The organism is Dethiobacter alkaliphilus AHT 1, from assembly GCF_000174415.1.
Classification (GTDB): Bacteria; Bacillota; Dethiobacteria; order Dethiobacterales; family Dethiobacteraceae; genus Dethiobacter; species Dethiobacter alkaliphilus.
The window spans coordinates 30,980-51,075 of the sequence record NZ_ACJM01000004.1 but is presented as its reverse complement, the minus strand read 5'-3'; the positions used below and the strand labels follow the sequence as shown (position 1 = coordinate 51,075).

13 protein-coding genes are annotated in these 20,096 nt (G+C 51.9%); 11 read left to right on the top strand and 2 right to left on the bottom strand.

The annotated features are described in order from the left end of the window. Positions 1-101: 101 nt before the first annotated feature. The 7 genes from DEALDRAFT_RS04680 (at position 102) to DEALDRAFT_RS04650 (ending at position 11,501) form a co-directional block, all read left to right on the top strand. Complete coding sequence (locus DEALDRAFT_RS04680; protein ID WP_008515363.1) at positions 102-2,861, top strand: UPF0182 family membrane protein; 2,760 nt, start codon at positions 102-104, stop codon at positions 2,859-2,861. A gap of 327 nt (positions 2,862-3,188) precedes the next feature. Continuing rightward, positions 3,189-3,620, top strand: a complete 432-nt coding sequence (gene rnhA, locus DEALDRAFT_RS04675; protein ID WP_008515361.1) for a ribonuclease HI — start codon at positions 3,189-3,191, stop codon at positions 3,618-3,620. A gap of 54 nt (positions 3,621-3,674) precedes the next feature. Next, positions 3,675-4,559, top strand: a complete 885-nt coding sequence (locus DEALDRAFT_RS04670; RefSeq protein WP_008515358.1) for a DUF4349 domain-containing protein — start codon at positions 3,675-3,677, stop codon at positions 4,557-4,559. A gap of 166 nt (positions 4,560-4,725) precedes the next feature. Continuing rightward, complete coding sequence (locus DEALDRAFT_RS04665) at positions 4,726-7,059, top strand: DNA internalization-related competence protein ComEC/Rec2 (RefSeq protein ID WP_161598015.1); 2,334 nt, start codon at positions 4,726-4,728, stop codon at positions 7,057-7,059. Positions 7,060-7,146: 87 nt separating this feature from the next. Next, positions 7,147-8,403 (top strand): glycosyltransferase family 4 protein, encoded by a 1,257-nt coding sequence (locus tag DEALDRAFT_RS04660; protein ID WP_008515355.1) that lies wholly within the window; start codon positions 7,147-7,149, stop codon positions 8,401-8,403. A gap of 32 nt (positions 8,404-8,435) precedes the next feature. After that, positions 8,436-10,910 (top strand): sugar phosphate nucleotidyltransferase, encoded by a 2,475-nt coding sequence (locus tag DEALDRAFT_RS04655; protein ID WP_008515353.1) that lies wholly within the window; start codon positions 8,436-8,438, stop codon positions 10,908-10,910. Positions 10,911-11,042: 132 nt separating this feature from the next. After that, a complete protein-coding gene (locus DEALDRAFT_RS04650; RefSeq protein WP_008515352.1) occupies positions 11,043-11,501 on the top strand; it encodes a hypothetical protein in 459 nt (152 codons plus the stop codon). A gap of 34 nt (positions 11,502-11,535) precedes the next feature. Here the strand turns inward: DEALDRAFT_RS04650 and DEALDRAFT_RS04645 are convergent, their stop codons facing one another. Both DEALDRAFT_RS04645 and DEALDRAFT_RS04640 read right to left on the bottom strand, forming a co-directional pair. Continuing rightward, positions 11,536-13,155 (bottom strand): glycoside hydrolase family 57 protein, encoded by a 1,620-nt coding sequence (locus DEALDRAFT_RS04645; protein ID WP_008515350.1) that lies wholly within the window; start codon positions 13,153-13,155, stop codon positions 11,536-11,538. Continuing rightward, the gene (locus DEALDRAFT_RS04640) at positions 13,148-13,663 is read right to left on the bottom strand and encodes a DUF4912 domain-containing protein (protein WP_008515348.1); all 516 of its coding nucleotides are present in this window, start codon (positions 13,661-13,663) and stop codon (positions 13,148-13,150) included. The genes DEALDRAFT_RS04645 and DEALDRAFT_RS04640 overlap by 8 nt, the downstream gene beginning before the upstream one ends. 242 nt (positions 13,664-13,905) lie before the next feature. Between DEALDRAFT_RS04640 and DEALDRAFT_RS04635 the strand changes: the two genes are divergently transcribed. From DEALDRAFT_RS04635 to holA, 4 genes are all read left to right on the top strand, one after another. Then, positions 13,906-15,087: a glycosyltransferase family protein gene (locus tag DEALDRAFT_RS04635; RefSeq protein ID WP_008515346.1), complete on the top strand. Its 1,182-nt coding sequence runs from the start codon at positions 13,906-13,908 to the stop codon at positions 15,085-15,087. A 31-nt stretch (positions 15,088-15,118) separates the two neighbouring features. Further along, positions 15,119-17,194 carry an alpha-amylase/4-alpha-glucanotransferase domain-containing protein gene (locus DEALDRAFT_RS04630; RefSeq protein ID WP_008515344.1) on the top strand — a complete coding sequence of 692 codons (2,076 nt, stop codon included), beginning with the start codon at positions 15,119-15,121 and terminating at the stop codon, positions 17,192-17,194. Then, complete coding sequence (locus DEALDRAFT_RS04625) at positions 17,194-18,891, top strand: glycoside hydrolase family 57 protein (RefSeq protein WP_008515343.1); 1,698 nt, start codon at positions 17,194-17,196, stop codon at positions 18,889-18,891. Before DEALDRAFT_RS04630 ends, DEALDRAFT_RS04625 begins: the two co-directional genes overlap by 1 nt. 77 nt (positions 18,892-18,968) lie before the next feature. Continuing rightward, positions 18,969-20,006, top strand: a complete 1,038-nt coding sequence (gene holA / locus DEALDRAFT_RS04620; protein ID WP_008515341.1) for a DNA polymerase III subunit delta — start codon at positions 18,969-18,971, stop codon at positions 20,004-20,006. Positions 20,007-20,096 lie beyond the last annotated feature (90 nt).

The following is a 20,096-nucleotide window of genomic DNA, read 5'->3' as shown; positions in this document are numbered from 1 at the left end:
AGAGGAAGAATTTATACGGGTTTCCAGTAATCCATTGAGATAGCGCATTGCAGGAATCAGTGTGTTAAAACAAGAATAGAAAATAACCAGGGGGGATGTAAATGAAACCAATAACTTGGGTGGTTGCGGCCGCCGCAGTTTTACTCGTAATTTTAATTCGTCTGGCATCGGGAGTGTATATTGACTGGCTGTGGTTTGAACAATTAGGATTTGCAAGTGTGTTTGTCACTGCTATTAGTTCGTACTGGGTGGTGAGGCTGGCTGCCTGGCTTATTTTTGCCTTATTTTTGTACCTGAATCTGATGTTTACACTGAAAGCTCTGTTGTCAATGCCTAATCCGGTATTGCGGCAAATGTTAATGGAGACACGCTTTGGCAATCTGCTCACCCACAAGCGGATGCGAATAGTTTTTCTGCTGGTTTCTGTACTGGTGCCCTGGCTTTTGACGGCGGGGTTAGGAGATAACTGGCTTAATATCCGCTTGTTTCTGGCGGGAGGAAGTACCGGTACGGTGGACCCCATCTTTTCTCAGGATGTGGCCTTTTACCTGTTTTCACTACCGTTTCTTGAATTGGTATATCAATATCTGATGTTTGTTATTATCACCGCCACAGTTTTTTGCGGTGCCATTTATCTGTTTATTCAGCCGCCTCAGCAGCTGGGTATCCGCAACCTTTTTGTGCAGCGCGGCCAGGTTCACCTGTCTGTGTTGGTGGCGGCGGCATTTATAACCCGGGCGCTAGGCTACAGGCTGCAGATGTACGGCCTGCTCCTTTCGGAGCGCGGCGCCACCTTTGGGCCCGGCTACACCGATATCCATGCCCAGCTTCCCGCCTATTGGGTATTGCTGGCTCTTTCGGTACTGGCGGCGGCAGCACTTTTGATGAATATCAGGCTTAAAAATTCCCGCCTGATAACCGGCAGCATTGTGGCTTTGCTTGTGGTTTCCATAGTATTGGGTGGAGTTGTGCCCGGTGCGGTGCAATCGTTTATTGTGGAACCCAATGAATTTAATCGGGAAGCGCCGTATTTAGAGCATAATATTGCTTTTACACAGATGGCTTTTGGGCTGGATCAAATTGAGCGCCGGGAGTTTCCATTGACCGGCACTCTGGGATATGAAGAGCTGTTGGCCAATGAAGGGACTTTGCACAATGTGCGGCTTTGGGATTACCGTCCGCTGGGACGGACCTTCAACCAGCTGCAGAGCCTGCGGCGCTACTATGTGTTTAATGATGTGGATACTGACCGTTACATGATTGACGGAGAGTACCGTCAGGTAATGCTCTCTGCCAGAGAGCTTTCTGTTCCGGACTTACCGTCCCGTACCTGGGTAAACGAAAGACTAATGTATACCCATGGTTACGGTTTGGTGGTCAGCCCGGTAAACGAAGTTACTTCGCAGGGCCAGCCTAATCTGGTGGTGCGTGATTTACCTGTGCGCACCGAGACTGACCTGCAGGTAGATGTGCCGCAGATTTATTACGGTGAGCTGACCGATAATTATATTTTTACCGGCACCAACACCGATGAGTTTGATTATCCCATGGGTGAAACCAACGCTTTTTACCGTTATGAAGGGGACGGCGGCATTGAGATTGACGGCATGCTGCGCCGGCTGCTGTTTGCCATCCGTTTTGGCGATTACAGAATCCTCATCTCCGGAGAGCTGACTTCAGAAAGCCGGATTCACTACGAGCGAAATATTGCTAACCGGGTGCGAACTTTGGCTCCGTTTTTACAGTTTGATGAGGACCCGTACCTGGTGGCGGCAGAAGGCAGGCTTTCCTGGATAATTGATGCCTATACCACCAGCAATAACTTCCCCTATGCCGAGCCTTTTGGTGGAGTAAACTATATCCGTAATTCTGTAAAGACAGTGGTGGATGCTTATCACGGCAGTGTTGATTTCTATGTTTTCGAACCTGAAGACCCCATGATTAAGGCATATGCGGAGATTTTCCCCGGGCTTTTTAAGTCCAGGGATGAAATGCCGCAAAGCCTGCAGGCTCATATCCGCTATCCGGAAACTTTGTTTAAAATTCAGTCCCAGGCCTTTGCCACCTACCATATGGAAAATCCCCAGGTCTTTTATAACCGGGAAGACCAGTGGCAGTGGCCCCAGGAGATATATGAGGGCAGTTCCATTACCATGGAGCCTTATTACACAATAATTAACCTGCCTCAGGAAGAAGAGCCGGAATTTGTGCTAATGCTGCCCTATACGCCGGTAATCCGGGATAATATGGTGGCCTGGATGGCAGGCCGCTCAGACGGTGAGCATTATGGCGAGCTGATTGTTTACCAGTTCCCCAGAGGCGAGCTGCTCTACGGCCCGTCACAGATAGAAGCGCGCATTGACCAGGATTCCCGTATTTCCGAGCAGTTAACACTCTGGGATCAGCGAGGCTCAAGCGTAATTCGCGGCAACCTGTTGGTGCTGCCCATTAACGGCTCAATTCTCTATGTGGAACCCATTTATTTGCGGGCGGAAACAGGTGAACTGCCAGAGCTGGCCCGGGTTATTGTGGCCTACGGGGAACGGGTGGTGATGGAGCGCACCCTGGAGGAAGCGCTGGCGGCAGTCTTTGGTGTTCAGCCCGGGGTGGAGCCGGATCCCGATGATCCCACACAACCGCTACCTCCCATTGACCTGGGCGATGCGGTGCTCAACGAACTGATTGAGCGGGCTGCTCAACTGTTTGCTGAAGCAGAACAGGCACAGCGCCAGGGCGACTGGGCCGAATACGGCCGCCTGCAGCAGGAGTTGGGCACCATCCTCGCCCGCCTGCAGGAAGTAGCCGAAGGCGAACCTCTGGAAACCGAAGACCTGGAAGAAATAGAAGAACTCCTCGACTAATGCAAACCGGGGACGGACCTTTTTTCGCATAAACCATGCAAAAAACTGCATACCTCATGACCAGTTACATTGAGACTCCGGGGACCCTCTGCGAGGACAAGCGGTTTTCTCAAAGTCTCATGACACACTACATCTTGTGCATGCAAACTGGGATGTGCAAAAAACTGCAAAACTCAGGACCACAGATTGGGTCCTGAGTTTTTTCTTGCCGGAAATTATAAGGCTTCGCAGTTTGCCAAACAGGGTGATGGTGGCAGCAGGGTCTATTGCCTGCTCTGTTGGTTAGGTGGTATAATCAGGAAAAACAGAAGTGAATGTGGAGGGTCTATGAAAGACGTTATTATTTATACCGATGGAGCTTGTTCCGGTAACCCGGGACCGGGCGGCTGGGGTGCTGTTCTGCGCTATGGTTCCCATGAAAAGGAGATCTCCGGTGGTGATGAAAAAACCACTAATCAAAGGATGGAGCTGCAGGCAGCCATTTCCGCGCTGGAGCTGTTGAAGGAGCCCTGTAAGGTGAAGCTGCACAGCGACAGTGCTTATCTGGTTAATGCCTTTAAGCAGCGCTGGTTTGATAAATGGCAAAAAAACGGCTGGGTCAACAGTAAAAAAGAGCCGGTGGTAAACCGTGATTTATGGGAGCGGCTATTGGAGTTGGACCGCAAACATGACATAGAGTGGGTTAAAGTTAAAGGCCACGCCGATGATGAACTAAACAACCGCTGCGACCAATTGGCCCGTGATGCGGTTCCCCGTTAAGGAACTTTTTTTCCTCTTTTCCGTCAATAAAGGTAAATTAAAGGGGGGCTGCGGATGTTTGGGAAGAAATTTCTGGGCCTGTTTTTATTGTTGTTGCTGTTAATGTTTATGCTTACCGCTTGCGGAGCTGTACGGGAACAGGCGGGAAGAGGGTATGACGATGCCGCTTCACCGGAGGAACTCAATTCCCGCGCAGCAATGGAAGAGCAGTACGGTGAGGACAGTGACGGGGCAGGAGATGTGCAGCATATTATCCGGACTGCAGATTTGTCTTTGGATGTGGAGAATCTTGATAATGTGCTGGGTGAAGTCAGGCAGATTGTACAGCAGGCCGGCGGGTTTATAGCTGAATCCAGTGTGTACGGCGCGGAGGAAAACCGTCGTTCCAGCCTGACCCTACGCATACCGGCAAATCAGATGGACGATGTGTTGGCAGAAATTGATTCCCTGGGCAAGCAGACCCATAAAAGCACCGGCGGCAGAGATGTGACGCTGCAGTACGTGGATTTGGAAGCAAGAATCCGTAATCTACAGCGGCAGGAAGAGCGGCTTTTGGATATTTTGCAGGATGCGGATACTGTGGAGGAGATTCTGCAGGTAGAGCAGGAGCTGGGTCGCATCAGGGGAGAGTTGGAATCGCTGACAGCTGAATTCCGTTACCTTAGTGACCGGGTAGATTATGCCACAATTCATGTATCACTTCGCCAGACGCCAACGGCCAGCCCCACCATTACCGGTACCGGCTTGCAGGGGGTTTGGCAGCGTGGGGTAGCCGGTCTTATAAATTCTGTAAATGCCATGGTGACGGGGTTGGGTAATTTTCTGGTATTTTTGTTGACCGCCCTGCCTTATCTTTTGTTTTTTGCTGTGGTGGGTGTGCCCGTTTCTTTGCTGATTCGCAGGTTTGCAGGGAATCGTCCGCGAACTCCTGATGCGTAAGAATAAGTTTTGTCTGTTTTTGCAGGGTTGCTGCAAAAAAAGGTCCGCCTGTCCTCGCAGAGGGTCCCCGTTTTGCACCAGGTTTTTACACAAGATGTAGTGTGGTGTGAGACTTTGAGAACCGTCCCGGGGGTGTCACCCGGGGTCTCATTGGGAGGGAGTTTTGGTGGCTGCTTTGCCGTTGATAGGTGCTGCTTTTGCGGTGGGGATTTGGCTGGGCCGCCTGGCTAATGTTCCTCTGGTTTGGATTGCACTGGTGGGGATGGTAGCTGCTGCATTAACAATTGTGTTCACCATGAAGAAGAAGTCTGCCACCGTGCCGCTTCTTCTTCTTTTTTTGTTTGTGGGAATGTTTCTTTCTGTTTTGGCCGGGTACCAGATCCATCACCCCTGGAGCGGGCATCTGGGGGAAGAGAGGATTTATACCGGTTATATCCAGGAGGTTCTTCCCGCAGAAGAAGGCCGGGCGGCCTTTCTTTTCCGGACAGAGAGTGTAACGGTGGGAGAAAATGAGCAGCCGCTTTCTGCCACGGTTCGGGTCAGCATTTTTTTGGTACCGGAAGATTTTGTGCCTGAATACGGGCTGCGCTTGCAGCTTAGGGGGATTGCGCTAACGCCGGCGAGCCAAAGAAACCCCGGCGGCTTTGATTATGCTGCCTACCTGGAGTCCGTTGGCGTGGGTGCGGTGATGTCGGTTCGGGGCCATGATTTGCAGGTGCTAGACGGGCGTGGCGGGCATCTGCCGCTGTGGTGGGCCCATCAACTGCGTTGGCGGGCCTTGCATTCTTTGCAACACTATCTGCCGGAGAGCAGCGCCGGGTTGGCTTCCGGCCTGCTGTTAGGAGACAGGCATGCAGTTTCTGAGGAGACGGTGGAGGCCTACCGGCGGTTGGGCATCGCCCACTTACTGGCGGTGTCCGGATTACATGTGGGCTTTGTGGCTGCCTTTGCCTTGTTTCTGGCTTCCCGGCTGTTTCGGGGCCGGGGGATGTTGTGGCAGGCGCTTTTGGCTGCCATTTTGGTGCTCTGCTATGTTTATCTGACCGGAGGTAGGCCTCCGGTCTGGCGGGCCGGGCTGACAATGTTATTGGCGCTGTATGCGCGGCAAACCGGCCGGGAGCGGGACGGTTTGCTGGGACTGGCGGCGGTGGGTATGCTGATGTTGTTTTTCCGCCCGCTGTGGCTCTTTAGTCTTTCTTTTCAGTTCTCCTTTGCCGCCACTGCCGGGATTTTGCTGTTGTCCCCACGGTTGCAGCAGTATCTGGTTTCCCTTCCGCCGCAGGTGTCCGGCCCCATGGCCGTTACTGTGGCGGCCCAACTGGCGGTTTTACCGCTGCAGGCCAATCATTTCGGGCTGTTTTCACTGCTTGCCGTTCCCGTTAATTTGTTGTGCGTGCCTTTGGTGGGGCTGGTGATGGCTCTGGGTTTGGCGGGAATTCTTTTTGGCTTGGTATCTTTACCTTTGTCTGCTCCCTTCTTATTTGCCGCTCTGCCGGCTTTGTTGATCCTGGAAGGTTTACCGCAAAGCTTAGCGTCCCTGCCCTTTGCCGCCTTGCGGGTCCCGGTGGTTCACCCGGTAATTTGGCTTTTGTATGGAACCTTGTTGGTGATGTTTGTGGCCCGGATTTCTTTTCGTCCAGTGACGGGCAAAAAATTGCTGGCTGTTTTAGTGGGTTTGAATATTTTATTGTTTGCTTTGCTGCCTGTTTGGGGACAGGCTCCGTTGGAGGTAACCTTTATTGATGTGGGCCAGGGGATGGCGGTTCATGTTCGCACACCTGCCGGCAGTAACCTGTTAATTGATGCGGGAAAACCGGGACAGGGCCAGTTTGCTGTTCTCCCCTATTTGCGGGCCGCAGGAGTGCGCAGCCTGGACTTTCTCATCCTGACTCACCCCCATGACGACCATTATGGCGGCATGGAAGCCGTTGCAGAAGAGCTCCCTGTGGGGGTTTTTGCGCATAACGGGGAGGTTGAGGAGTCAGAAGCATATGGAAAACTTTTAACCACCCTGGCTGCGGCGGGCGTTATTGATTTGGTTCTGGAAGAGGGGTATCGTCTTTTTCTGGATGAAGTAAAGATTGAGGTGCTGGCTCCTCCGGCAGAGAGATTCACCTATACTGTGGATGATGTAAATAATAATTCGCTGGTGCTACGCTTTATTTATAAAGATTTTGCTCTTCTAATTACCGGTGATGCGGAAACCGATGCGGTGCGCTGGCTTGTTAATAACCGGCCTCAACAACTGAGGCATACCCTGCTGCAGGTGCCGCACCACGGCAGTGCCGGGGCACTGTCTGCTGAATTTCTGCAGCTGGCAAAGCCCCAGATAGCTGTGATTCCGGTGGGACATAATTCCTTTGGCCATCCGCGTCAGGAAACGCTGGATTTGCTGGCTGAGCATGGCATTTATACCTACCGCACCGACCTGCACGGTGCGGTCACGGTGACCACCGACGGATATGGCTGGCAGGTTCAGCCCATGTTTTCTGCACCGTAAGCATAGACCTTACTTTTTTTCATATATTGACCAGGATTGGATATAATACGCGGGAGTGTAAATAAACATATGCAGGGGTGAAGATATTTGCGTGTACTGATGTTCTCCTGGGAATATCCGCCGCGTGTAGTTGGTGGTTTGGCACGACATGTCCATGATTTGAGTGTGGCACTGGCAGCAGGCGGTACGGAAGTTGATGTGATTACTGTGGATGAAGACGGCACGGCGGAACCTGAGGAAATAATGAATGGAGTGCGTGTCCTGCGCATTAAGCCGTATCATTTGGTGCCGCGGGATTTTATTTCCGGTATTTTGCAGCTCAACCTAACCATGCTGGAGAAAACTTTATCACTTTTTCAGCAGGGGGAAAGCTATGATCTTATTCATGCCCATGACTGGCTGGTGGCCTATGCGGCCCGGGCGGTAAAGCATGCGGCGCGGCTGCCGCTGGTGGCCACAATCCATGCCACCGAATACGGCAGAAACCGCGGTTTGCATACCGATGAACAGCGTTATATCAGTGATGTGGAGTGGTGGTTGACGTATGAGGCCTGGAAAGTAATTTGCTGCAGCAGGTATATGTATAATGAGCTGCAAACGGTCTTTCATTTGCCCGACGATAAGATTGAAACTGTTCCCAATGGTGTGGATCCCCGCCAGTTTGTGGCGGGACGCCATGATAGTACAGTGCGCGAGCGGTTTGCTGCAGCAGATGAGAAGATTGTCTTTTTTATTGGCCGTCTGGTTCAGGAAAAGGGAGTACACGTTTTACTGGACGCGGCACCGCGCATTTTGGCCGCGGAGCCTAAAACCAAATTTGTTATTGCCGGCAAAGGCCCTGCCTTGGAAAGCCTGCGTTCTCAGGCACGGCAGATGGGTATTGAGAATCGTATCTATTTTACCGGCTATATTGATGACCATACCCGTAACGCACTGTATCAGTCCGCATCTGTGGCAGTTTTCCCCAGCCTGTATGAACCTTTTGGTATTGTGGCACTGGAAGGAATGGCAGCCAACGTCCCGGTTGTTGTCTCGGAAACCGGAGGCCTGGGAGACATTGTGGAGCACGGCATAGACGGTTTAAAGTGCTTCCCCGGTGATGCCGCATCTCTGGCGGACCAGGTAATTTCTTTGTTGGCAAATGAATCATCTGCCAGGAATATGGCCGAACAAGCTTTACAAAAGATTAAAAAACAGTATTCTTGGCAGGAAATAGCGGGGCAGACACGGAACATCTATCAACAAGTGCTGGCAGAATTCAGCAACTGTGAGTGGTCAATCCCACATCAGGAAATGGTTGCTGAAGAGAAGCCGCGTGTTCATGTGCTTCAGCGGCACCATTGAGCCCAAAACTTCCTTATCAAGGGGGAATCTATATGAAAGCTATTATTATGGCCGGAGGACAGGGGTCCCGCCTGCGTCCTTTGACTTGCGACCGGCCCAAGCCCATGGTGCCTATCATGAACCGGCCCATGATGGAGCATATCGTGTCACTTTTAAAGAGTTATGATCTTAAGGAAATAGGTGTCACCCTGCAGTATCTGCCGGAACAAATCGAGAATTATTTTGGAGACGGCCGGGAGTTTGGCGTAAATATGCGGTATTTCATTGAGGACTCACCACTTGGCACCGCAGGCAGCGTGAAAAACTCCGGTTCCTTTCTGGATGAAACCTTCATTGTTATCAGCGGTGATGCGCTGACCGATTTTGACTTGCAAAAGGCCATTGAGTTCCATCGTGCCAAAGGAGGTGTGGCCACACTGGTTTTGACTTCAGTGGAAACTCCTCTGGAGTATGGTGTGGTTATTGCCAATGATGAAGGCCGGATTACGCAATTTCTGGAGAAACCCAGCTGGGGAGAAGTTTTCAGCGATACCGTTAACACCGGTATTTATATCCTGGAGCCTGAAGTGCTGCAGTATGTTCCGGAAGGTGCACAGTTTGACTTTGCCAAGGACCTGTTTCCCTTGTTGATGCAAAAAGGATATCCTCTTTATGGCTATGTGGCCGAAGGATACTGGTGTGATATCGGAAATATTGAACAGTATCACGGGGCGCATCTTGATATCCTCAAGGATACCGTTAAGGTAAATATCCAGGAGCGGGAACAGTCTCCCGGTGTTTATGTGGGGGAAAATGTCATTATTGAGCCGGGAGCGCAAATTAACGCGCCGGCACTGATTGGCAGCGGGTCCCGCATTGGCCGCGGAGCCTGCGTGGATAGCTATACCGTACTGGGCCCCAACACCCAGGTAGAAGCTTATGCTTCGGTAAAGCGCGGCCTGATCTGGCGTAACGGTTATATCGGGCAGCGTGCCCAGATTCGCGGCGCCATGCTCTGCAACCGTGTCCAGGTTATGCGTCACTCTGCTCTTTATGAAGGCTCGGTGGTGGGAGATGATACCACCATTGAAGAGAACAGTATCATTAAGCCAAACGTGAAAATCTGGCCCCACAAACTGGTGGAAAGCGGCAGCGTGGTCTCTGAGAGCTTGATTTGGGGCGCAAAGCCGGCAAAAAGCCTGTTTGGTTTTGACGGTATCAGCGGCATTGTTAATGTGGAAATTACTCCGGAATTGGTGGCTAAACTCAGCGTAGCCTATGGTTCGCTTTTGGGTGAAGGCAGCCAGGTGGTGGTCAGCAGTGATGACTGGAAAGCTTCGCGGATGCTTAAAGAAGCTGCCGTTTCCGGCCTGTTGTCCGCAGGAATCCGGGTCTACGATTTGGGGGAGACCGTTACCCCCATAACCCGGCGCGCAGTAAAAGAACTGGATGTCAAGGGCGGCATCCATCTGCAGCTGTCCCGGGAAGATAACACCAACACCAAGATAAAATTCTTTGATTCCGAAGGACTCAATCTGGCTAAAGGCTGGGAGCGAAAAATTGAGCAGGCTTACTACCGTGAAGATTTTAAACGTATTAAAGGGCTGGAAGTTGGCGAAACCGTTAAGCTCACCAGTTTCACGGAAAAATACCTGCAGCAGCTCCTGGACGGCTTGGATCTGCAGGTTTTAAAAAACACTCAGCGCAAAGTGGTGCTGGCTTATCCCACGCCATGGCTGTACTCGCTCTTGGTGCCGTTTTTGCAGCAGCTAAACTGCGAGGTCTTTACCATTTCCTTGCCGGCGGGTGAGCCGCTGACCATGAGCGTGCTGCAAAATCATTTTAACGAAGTGGCTGAAGCAGTTACCGGCAATGGGGCGGATCTGGGCGTGGTAATGGATGCCAACGCGGAAAACCTGGTGTTGTTTGACAGTCAGGGCCGCTATGTGGATGAGGATATGTTCATGGCCCTTTCTTCGCTCATTATCTTTAAGGCTAACGCCGGCGGAACCATGGCTGTGCCCATTACGGCGCCGGGCGTTATTGAGCAGCTGGCCAAAGAGCATAAAGGTCGTGTACTGCGCACCAAAACCGAACCGCGCTCACTGATGGAAGCACTGTCAGAAAGCGAAGCGGAAAACATGAAATACGATCCGTTTACCCTGTCTTTTGATGCCATAGCTTCTTTGGGTCGGATTCTGGAATTTATGGCCAGTGAAGATGTAAGCTTGGCCACTTTGCTGGACAGTATCCCGCCGTTTTTTCTCCACAAACAGGATGTGGACTGCTCCTGGGGAGTGAAAGGAGCGGTGATGCGCCGGTTAATTGAAGAGACCCAAAACGATGATGTGGAGTTGGTGGACGGCGTGAAAGTCCGTCATCCCCAAGGATGGGCACTGGTACTTCCGGATTCGGAGCGGCCGGTTTACCGGGTCTACGGTGAAGGGTACTCCACCGAAACTGCAGAAGAGCTGACCGATATGTATGCCGAAAAAATTAAAAAAATCCAGCAAGAGCTGGGTAAATAAGGGAGAAGCGGGCCTGCAACAGGCTCGCTTCTTTTTATAGCTTTGCAGCCGGCAAAGCTGTATCTAATGGATAAACCTTCGTTTGCAGCAAATACTATATAGCAAGCAAAGGCGGCAAGAGGAGGTTTTTTGTTGGATAAAACAGCAGCGGGCGCCGGCGCCGGGTTTGTATCCGGTCTTGTGATTGGTTTGATTTCAATAGTTTTATTTATAACCAGTGTTTGTGAGTTATGCCTGATTAATATTGGCGGTGGGATTTTTATGCGGCAGATGCTGACGCAGAATGCGTTGCCGGTGTGGCAGGCGTTGGGTTGGTTAGTTCATCTGTCCGTAAGTGTGGTCCTGGGGATTATATTAGCCCATATTCTGTCTGTCACCGGCAAGGATTGGGCACTTCTTAAAGGGGCAATTTGGGGAGCAGTTATCTGGCTTATCACCATTGGCGGCGTATCTCCGTTGGGTGGGTACATAACAGTGCCCCCACGTCCTGAGGACATTTTTTTGCTGTTTGCATACCATGTTTTGTTCGGTCTATTGGCCGCATGGCTGCTTGTTCGTTTCGGCAGTATTTCTGAGACAAATAAGCTTTAACTAGAAACCAGCACGCCACCTGGCGTGCTGGTTTCTAGTTAATTGGTGTAGCCACTTTTTCCATGCTTTGCTGGGGGGCAAAAATGTGATAGTCCAGATGGGGGAACAGGTTATCCTTGGCTTTTAGTTTTTCAAGCCAGTCGGTATCGATATTGTTGGCATAAAGCTGCTCATGGAGCCTGTTGAAGCGTACCACATGATCTTCGATACGCTCTCTGGCATACTGTACCATGGTGCCGGTGGAAATGATGAATGGCCAGTCACTGGCCTGGGCTAAAAGCAGCTCCCGGCCCATCTGGTTGAGGGCCTCTTTTTGTTGGCCCTGTGCCAGGGGAAAGTCCACGGTGGCCTGGCGCATTCGCTGTGCCGCCATATGCAGGTGCCGATAGAGCCGGTCATTATCTTTGTTTAACCACACATCATGATACCCCTCACTGCCCCAACTGGATGAACTGGGCTCGGCCTCCTGCAGAGGCAGTCCCAGACCCAGATATTCACTGGGAGTGATGGTCTTAAAGGTATCCTGGTCATAATGCACTTTGCGGAAAAAATCCTCCAGCCAGGCCGGACCTTCATACCACCAATGGCCAAACAGTTCGGCATCATAGGGGGCCACAATAATGGGTGGGCGTCCCATTTCACCGGCCAGATATTCGATCTGTTTTTCACGGTTGAACATAAAGTTACCTGCATGCTCCGCCACTTTTTGTTGAGCGATATGGGGCTGGTAAGGTTCTTTGTGATCCGTTGTGCCGGTGATGCGGTGGTATTTAAAACCGGTATGCAGCCGAATGCCGTCAGGGTGGATATAGGGGCCGATATAATCCAGAGGGAGGTCATAACCGATATCGCGGTAAAAATCGCGGTAATAAAAATCGCCGGGATAACCCTCGGTCTTGCTCCAAACCTGTTTACTGGATTCTTCATCACGGCCAAATGCTGCCACCCCGGCGGGAGTGATGAGCGGGCTGTAGGTGCCAAAGGCGGGACGGGGTTTGGCAAATAAGATGCCATGGGTGTCCACAAAGAAATAGTGAATGCCCAGCTCCCGTAGGAAGTTATCAATGCCGTATTCATAGGCACATTCCGGCAGCCAGATGCCCTGGGGCTGTTTACCAAACAGGCGGGTATGCTGCTCAACGGCGGTATAAAGCTGTGCATAGACCGCTTCGGGCTGGGTATTTAAAAGGGGCAGGTAGCCATGGGTACCTGCACAGCAGATTAATTCCACCTTGCCTGATTCCGCCAGGCTGCGAAAAGCGCCGACCAAGTTACCCTGATGATGCTCAAAGAACTGATGATAGGCTTCCTGGAAGCGCTGACGGTAGTGACGGGCCAGTGGAGAAAACTCTGCATCACCGGCGGTCCGGGTTACTTCTTTATCTGCCAGGTCCAACAACCTTTCCAGGTAGCCGCGATATTTCTCCCGCAGATACTCGTCCTGCCACATGGCCGCCAGTGTGGGAGAAACAGAAACTGTAATGCGATAGTCAACATTATCTGCATTAAGGCGGTTAAACGTTTGCAACAGCGGCAGGTATGTTTCCGTTAACGCTTCAAAATACCATTTTTCTTCAAATGAATAGTCATATTCGGGGTGCCGCACAAAAGGCAAGTGGGCATGAAGAACCAGTGATAAATAGCCTTTAGTCAACGTATTTCGCCTCCTCTGCGTCTAACTGTCCTTCTCTGGAAAACAAGGCAAAGGAGGATAGGTTGGGTATCTGCCGGTGATAGCGCTCCTGCCAGAATGCAAACATCCTCCATCGGGGATCAATTACTGCCGAAATGGAATCACGGGGAGTGCGCACGGTGTTGGAGGTAAGCATGGAAATAAAACGCCCGTCGGGTAGCATGCGGCCCAATTCCACATAATAAGTCCGGTCTGCCGCATCAACTGAAATATACCAGTTGTCGGCGTCATGATTGATTTCCATATCCTGATTTGTCCTCATATCCAGATCGTGCAAGCGTATGATGAGTGTGCCCTTTCCCCAGGAATGTCCGTGTTGGTCCTGCATTTTTTGGTTAAGACCGGGAGTTATTTCCCAGTACACAAAAAGGGTGTGTGGGTTTTTGGGTAGCAGAACCAAACGGTCGATGCCATAAGCTTCCGGCAGAGTCCATCCCGCATTTAGTTCGTGTCGGTCCGGTGCGTGCATAGCTTCCTCCTTGAATCCTTATTTGTACTGTTATAAATTATATGGCTTTGCGCCGGCAAAGCCTTTTTGCCGCAATTTCTATAACAAACTTTAGTATAGCCAAACTAATTCTTTCTTATAAATGCATTTGCATCTAAATTGTTATTTTAGGGGCCTGATTGCGGAATAAAAAATGGTACCGGTGGTAAGCTATGTTTGCATCGACACAGTAGCTACAAGAGAGGTAAAGGACGGAATTTTTTGTGATTATTGGTTTAATTCGTCGTGGACAAAATGATAATCTGTCTCTGGCGCTGGCCTCCAGCGTGGCCGCTGAAGCGGGGCAGGCTTATTTATTTACCGATGATGCCCTCTTAGCCCGGGACTTGCAGATGTCGTCCTTTGCCCGGTTTAATCTGCGGGTGGGAGAGCGAATACAGCCGGTGACTGTAAAAGAAGCCGGCAAAGATGCGGTTCGCATCTTTTTTATTCAGGAGTCATCACCGCTTTTTTTTGCAGCGGCGGTGGCTGCCACATTAGGGCAGTTGGCGGCACAGGAAAAAACAAAGCCCGATTTTTTACAGCTGTTTTGCGCTCAGGATATAGTTTGTGCCTTACTTTGCCGGGCATACCGGCAAATTCCTTTTATTTATCATGTTTGCCGCCTGACACAGTGCAAGATGCCGCTGCGTGATCTGCATTCTTTGGGGCTGACGTTGCCTGCCGGCAGTTTGCAGCTGGGTGAAACTTTTCTGGCGGAAACCGCTGCCGCCGCAGCAGCCGTATATGTGGTGGATGAGTCCATGGGGCAAAAACCGCAGCACTGGGCGGATTTTTTTTCCGCTTATGCGGGAAAAGTAGTGGAAGGTTTCCCTGCGGTAAACACCGCTTACTGGTCCCACATTGCGACAAACGATGCCCCGCGGCCGCAGAGAAAAAAGCAGGTGTTGGCCGCTGCAAAAAAGACAGGATATTTGCTGGCTACCGGCGATCCCCCTTACTTTGGGGATGCATTACCGGAGGAAATAGTTTTTTTACCTCCTGCCGGTGATGAGAGCCGCCGGCAAACACTGCTGCAGGCTACCGATTTTTATTTTTTTGACGGTGAGCGGGGAAAGCCGCAGGAGGCGTTGGCCGCCATGGCGGCAGGCAGTATTGTAATAACGTCGGCTTCGCCCTTTACCAAAAGTTTGGTAACAGATGAAACAACGGATGCCCAGTATCCCACCGGCTACCTTTACCAGGACGGAGAACAGGGCTGGCAGGAGACAGTGGCGCGTGCGGTACGGGATTTCCGGCAGCGGACCGACTGGCAGCAGGCCATGCGGCAGCGCAGCCGCTCCCGTATTTGTGAGCGTTTTGGCTTGGAGCAGGCAGCAAAGCTGTGCGTTGGAACCTGTCGGGGAGTGGGCCCGGTGAAACTGCCTTTTATCATCAAGGACTAATAACGCCATTTGCGTGCAAAAGGAGATTTAGATGAGTACACAACAGGCAAAGAAAATTCACCTGATATTGGCACTGCATAATCATCAGCCGGAAGGCAATTTGCCGGAGGTTTTTGAGCGGACCTACACCAACGCCTACGAACCCTTTATTGCTGAGTTGGAGCAGTTTGGGCAAATCAAGGTGGTTCAGCACTATTCCGGAATTCTTTTGCGCTGGCTGCAGGAAAACCGCCCTGCTTTTATGTCCCGGTTGCGCAACCTGGTATCTTCCGGTCAGATAGAGATGATGGGTGGAGCCTTCTATGAGCCCATTTTGGTGATGATCCCCGATGAAGACAAAGTGGGGCAGATTGCCAAGCAGAGCCGCTTTATCCGGGAAAATTTTCAGACCGATGTGAGCGGAGCCTGGTTGGCCGAGAGGATTTGGGAGCCGCACCTGGCCAAGCCGCTGGTTCAGGCCGGCATCGGTTATACCGTTTTGGATGACGCCCATTTTCGTAACGTAGGTTTTACAGAAGAAGAAACGCTGCACTATTATGTCACCGAAGAGTCGGGATCCCGCCTGTCCATTTTTCCCATCAGTGAAACGCTGCGCTACAAAATTCCCTTTGCCGAGCCGCAGGAAACCATAGATTATCTGGCTCAGATGGCCACCCCTGAGGGAGACCGGGTTGTGGTGCTGGCCGATGACGGCGAAAAATTCGGTTCCTGGCCCGGAACGGCAGATCTGGTTTACAAAGAGCAATGGTTGCGCCGCTTTTTTTCTTTACTGCAGGAAAACAGCCAATGGCTGCAGGTGACCACGTTCCAGGAATTTATGCAAAAGCAGCCCCCTGCGGGCCGTATCTATCTGCCTGCCGGTTCCTACCGGGAGATGATGGAGTGGTCCGGAGGTTTTTGGCGCAATTTCTTTGTGCGCTATCCGGAGAGCAACCAGATTCACAAGAAAATGCTACATGTGCGGGATAAATTGAGCCGTGTTCCCGCCGGACCGCAAAAAAGTGAAGCCGAGGAATACCTGTGGGCCGGACAGTGTAACTGTGCTTACTGGCACGGTGTTTTTGGCGGGCTGTACCTGAATTTTCTCCGTTCCGCCCTTTACAGCCGGCTCATTGCCGCTGAAACGCTGACCGACCGGATGCTCCACAACGAGCAGAGTTGGGTGGAAGTGGAGCAAAAAGATTTTGATTATGACGGCGCCGAGGAGGTGCTGGTGAGCGGACCGGAGTTGGGCTTTGTGGTGGCGCCGGCTCAAGGGGGTTCACTTTTGGAGCTGGACTTTAAGCCCCGTCGCTTTAACCTCTTTGATGTGCTAAGCCGCAGGCAGGAGCCGTATCACTGCAATATTTTTGAAATGGCCCAGGGCCAGTGCTCCACCGACGAAATAAAGACAATCCATCATATCACCCGGGTTAAAGAAGCGGGCCTTGAGAACCTGTTGGTCTATGATAATTACAGGCGCGCCTCCCTGATTGATCACTTCTATCCGCCGGGCACCACCATTGAAGAGCTCTCCGGCGGTCCCGGCGCTGCAGATATCGGTGATTTTACCGGCGCCGTTTATGAGCTGCAGGGTGCCAATGCAAACGGAGCGGCACAGGTTGGCCTGAGCCGCAACGGGACTGTCCGTCTAAACGGTACAGCTCAGCCTGTGCGGGTGTCCAAAACAGTGGGGTATACACCGCAGTCCGGAGAAATACGCTATGAATATACGCTGGAAAACAGCGGCGACAGTCCGCTGGAGACCATGTTTGCCGTGGAGTTTAACATTACTTTTCTGGCGGGACAGGCGCCGGATCGCTATTATTCTTCGCCGGGACGGCAGCTGGCCAATGCACGCCTTGACTCCCGTGGCGAACTGCATCAGACCCGACAGTTTGGCCTCACCGATGAATGGCTGGGAATTTCCACCGAGTTTTCATTTGAACGTCCCGCCACCGTCTGGCGTATGCCCATAGAAACGGTGTCTCAGTCTGAAGACGGGATGGAGAGGGTTTATCAGGGATCCACACTGATGCCTGCCTGGGATTTGCGCCTGCAACCCGGCGAAGCGCAGACATTTTCTTTCTCCCAGCAGGTACGTGAAGTGATAAAGGAGGTACACTAGTGAAACCATTGTATATTGCCTTTGTCTGGAACCAGCACCAACCGTATTATCTGGACACCATGAAAAAAGAGTACATCATGCCCTGGGTACGGCTGCATGCCACCAAGGATTATTATCAGATGGCCGCAATTCTGCGGGAGTACCCGCAAATCAGGCAGACATTTAACCTGACCCCGTCATTGGTGGCGCAGCTGGACGATTATCTGGAAGGAGCCGATGATTATTACCTGCGGGTAATGAAGCCGGTGGAAGAGCTCTCAGCGGAGGAAAAGCGCTTTCTGCTTTCTCATTACTTTGATATCCACTGGGAGCGGGTAATCGGCTGCTGGCCCCGCTATAGTCAGCTATTATCCAAACAGGGGCGCTGCAAGGAGCCGGAATCGGTGGAAGCTGCCCTGGCCCGTTTTACCGACCAGGATTATCTGGATTTACAGGTCTGGTTCAACCTGGCCTGGATTGACCCGGAAGTGCGCCAAAAGGATGAGGAATTATCCGCTCTGCAGCAAAAAGGTCAGTCCTTTAGCGAAGAAGATAAAGCGCTGGTGCTAAAAAAGCAATGGGATATAATCCGGCAGGTGGTACCGGTGCATAAAGAGCTGGCACAAAGCGGCCAGATTGAGCTGATTACTACGCCTTTTTACCATCCCATTGTTCCTTTGTTAATCGACAGCACCAGTGCGCTGCGGGCAACACCGGGGCTGCATCTGCCGTCTACCTTCAGTTATCCTGAAGACGCCGCGGAACAAACGGTGCGGGCTGTTAACCAGTACCGCCGCTATTTTGACGGCACGCCCAGCGGTATCTGGCCGCCGGAACAGGCTGTGAGCCCGGAGGCGCTGGCCATGTTTGCCGATCACGGGTTTGACTGGACCATTACCGATGAAGATATTCTGGCCAGGTCATTAAACTGTGAAATCTACCGGGACGGTTTTGGCCACGTTTTAAACGCCGATGAATTGTATAGGCCCTACCTTGCACAGGTACAGGGTCGTGAAATTGCGGTTATCTTCAGAGATCATCATCTTTCCGACCGCATTGGTTTTGTCTATCATCAGATGAGCATGGATCATGCCGTGGATGACTTAATTCATCGTTTCCATAAAATCCGGGAAAGCGTAGCCAACTGCCAGGGGCCTCACCTGGTCACCCTGGCTTTGGACGGGGAAAATGCCTGGGAATGGTATCCCGGCGACAAGCAGGAGTTTTTACATAAACTTTATAGCCGCCTGTCGCAGGATACGCTCCTGCGTACCGTGACTGTTTCCGAGTTTTTGCAGGAGCATCCGCCTGGGCGGCACTTGGAGAATTTGCACAGCGGTTCCTGGGTGGATCACAGCGTGACCCGCTGGATTGGCAGCGAAAGCAAAAACCGGCTCTGGCAAATGCTGCTTGATGCCCGGCAGATGCTGGAGCGGGTGCGGGGTACCATCTCCCCTGAAAGGTTGATGCGGGCCAAAGAGAACCTGCTTATTGCCGAGGGCAGTGATTATACCTGGTGGGTTGACAGCATGCCCTACTATCTGGCTGCGCCTTTTGAAGCGCTGTTTCGTAAGCACCTGGCCAATGCCTACCGGGAATGCGGTGTGGCCAATCCGCCATATCTGGATGAGCCGGTAATCCGGCCACAGCATGGTGAAGCGGCCTGGGTGGACAATCCGTTGGCCGGTCCCACCGCCATGGTACAGGCGAAAAACTGAACTTGCAAATAGCGGCAGGAATTGTCCGTAAGGTGTGGAAATAATATGTACATCACTGACACCTACGGAGGAAAGCAATGAAAAAGTATGGCAAAGAACCGGATTACCTGCGCTTAAAACGTGAGCTTGAAGCCGGTACGCTGCACCCTGTATACATATTTACAGGCAGTGAGGATTTTCTGATGCAGGATGCGGTGGCAGCGGTTTATGGCCTGATGGAGGCTAAAGCGGCAGTGTCCACCGATTATTCCAGAATAGAAGGTCCCCAGTATGCCCTGGGCGACGTGCTGGATATGGTGGATACAGTTTCCCTCTTTGGCGACAGCCGCATGGTGACGGTGGCTGATGCGCCCTATTTTGCCAAAGGAGCAGGCAGCAAAGAAGATCTGGCCAAACTGCAGGCCTATTTGGCCCGACGGGATGCCGCTTCCTGTGTGGTGTTTTGTGCCCGGGACTTTATGAAAACCACCAAAGCTGCCAAGGAGTTGGCAGCTTCCGGCGGAGTATTTGTTTTTGAGCCCCTAAAAGGAGCAGCGCTGGCAGACTGGCTGCGCAAAAGGGTAGCCTCGGTTGGCAAAACTGCTTCCAGTCATACATTAAATTTACTGGTGGAACGGGTGGGGCGTGATTTGCGCCGCCTGGCCAATGAGGTTGATAAGCTGGCCACCTACCTTGGGGATGACAGGCAGGAGCTGGATGAAAGCACTGTAATGCTTGCCACCTCCCGCTCTATACAGGGAGATATTTTTGCGCTGACGGATGCGGTGGTCTATGGCCGCGCACCCAAAGCGCTCTTCTTGTTAAAGGACTTGTTGGGTGCGGGCGAGCCGCCGCTGCGTATCCTGGCCATGCTGGTACGGCAGTTTCGCCTGCTGGGCAGTGCCCATGAACTATTAAATAACGGTTGTCGTGCAGACGAGTTGTCGGCACGGCTGGGGATACATCCCTATGCGGCGGAGAAGCTGGTGGCCCAGGCTTACAAAGCAAGTGATGCCCAGCTGGGTCGTGCGGTGGAGCTGTTATTACAAACGGATTTGGATATTAAGCGCGGTAAAATAGATCAGGTTCTGGCATTGGAAACGCTGGTGGTGGCGTTGGGAGAAAAAAGCGCCTGAGAAATAATCAAGCCCGGGAACGACACACGTTCCCGGGCTTTTTCTTGGGTCAGATCCCAAACTAAACAACAAATAAAATAACAAAAAACC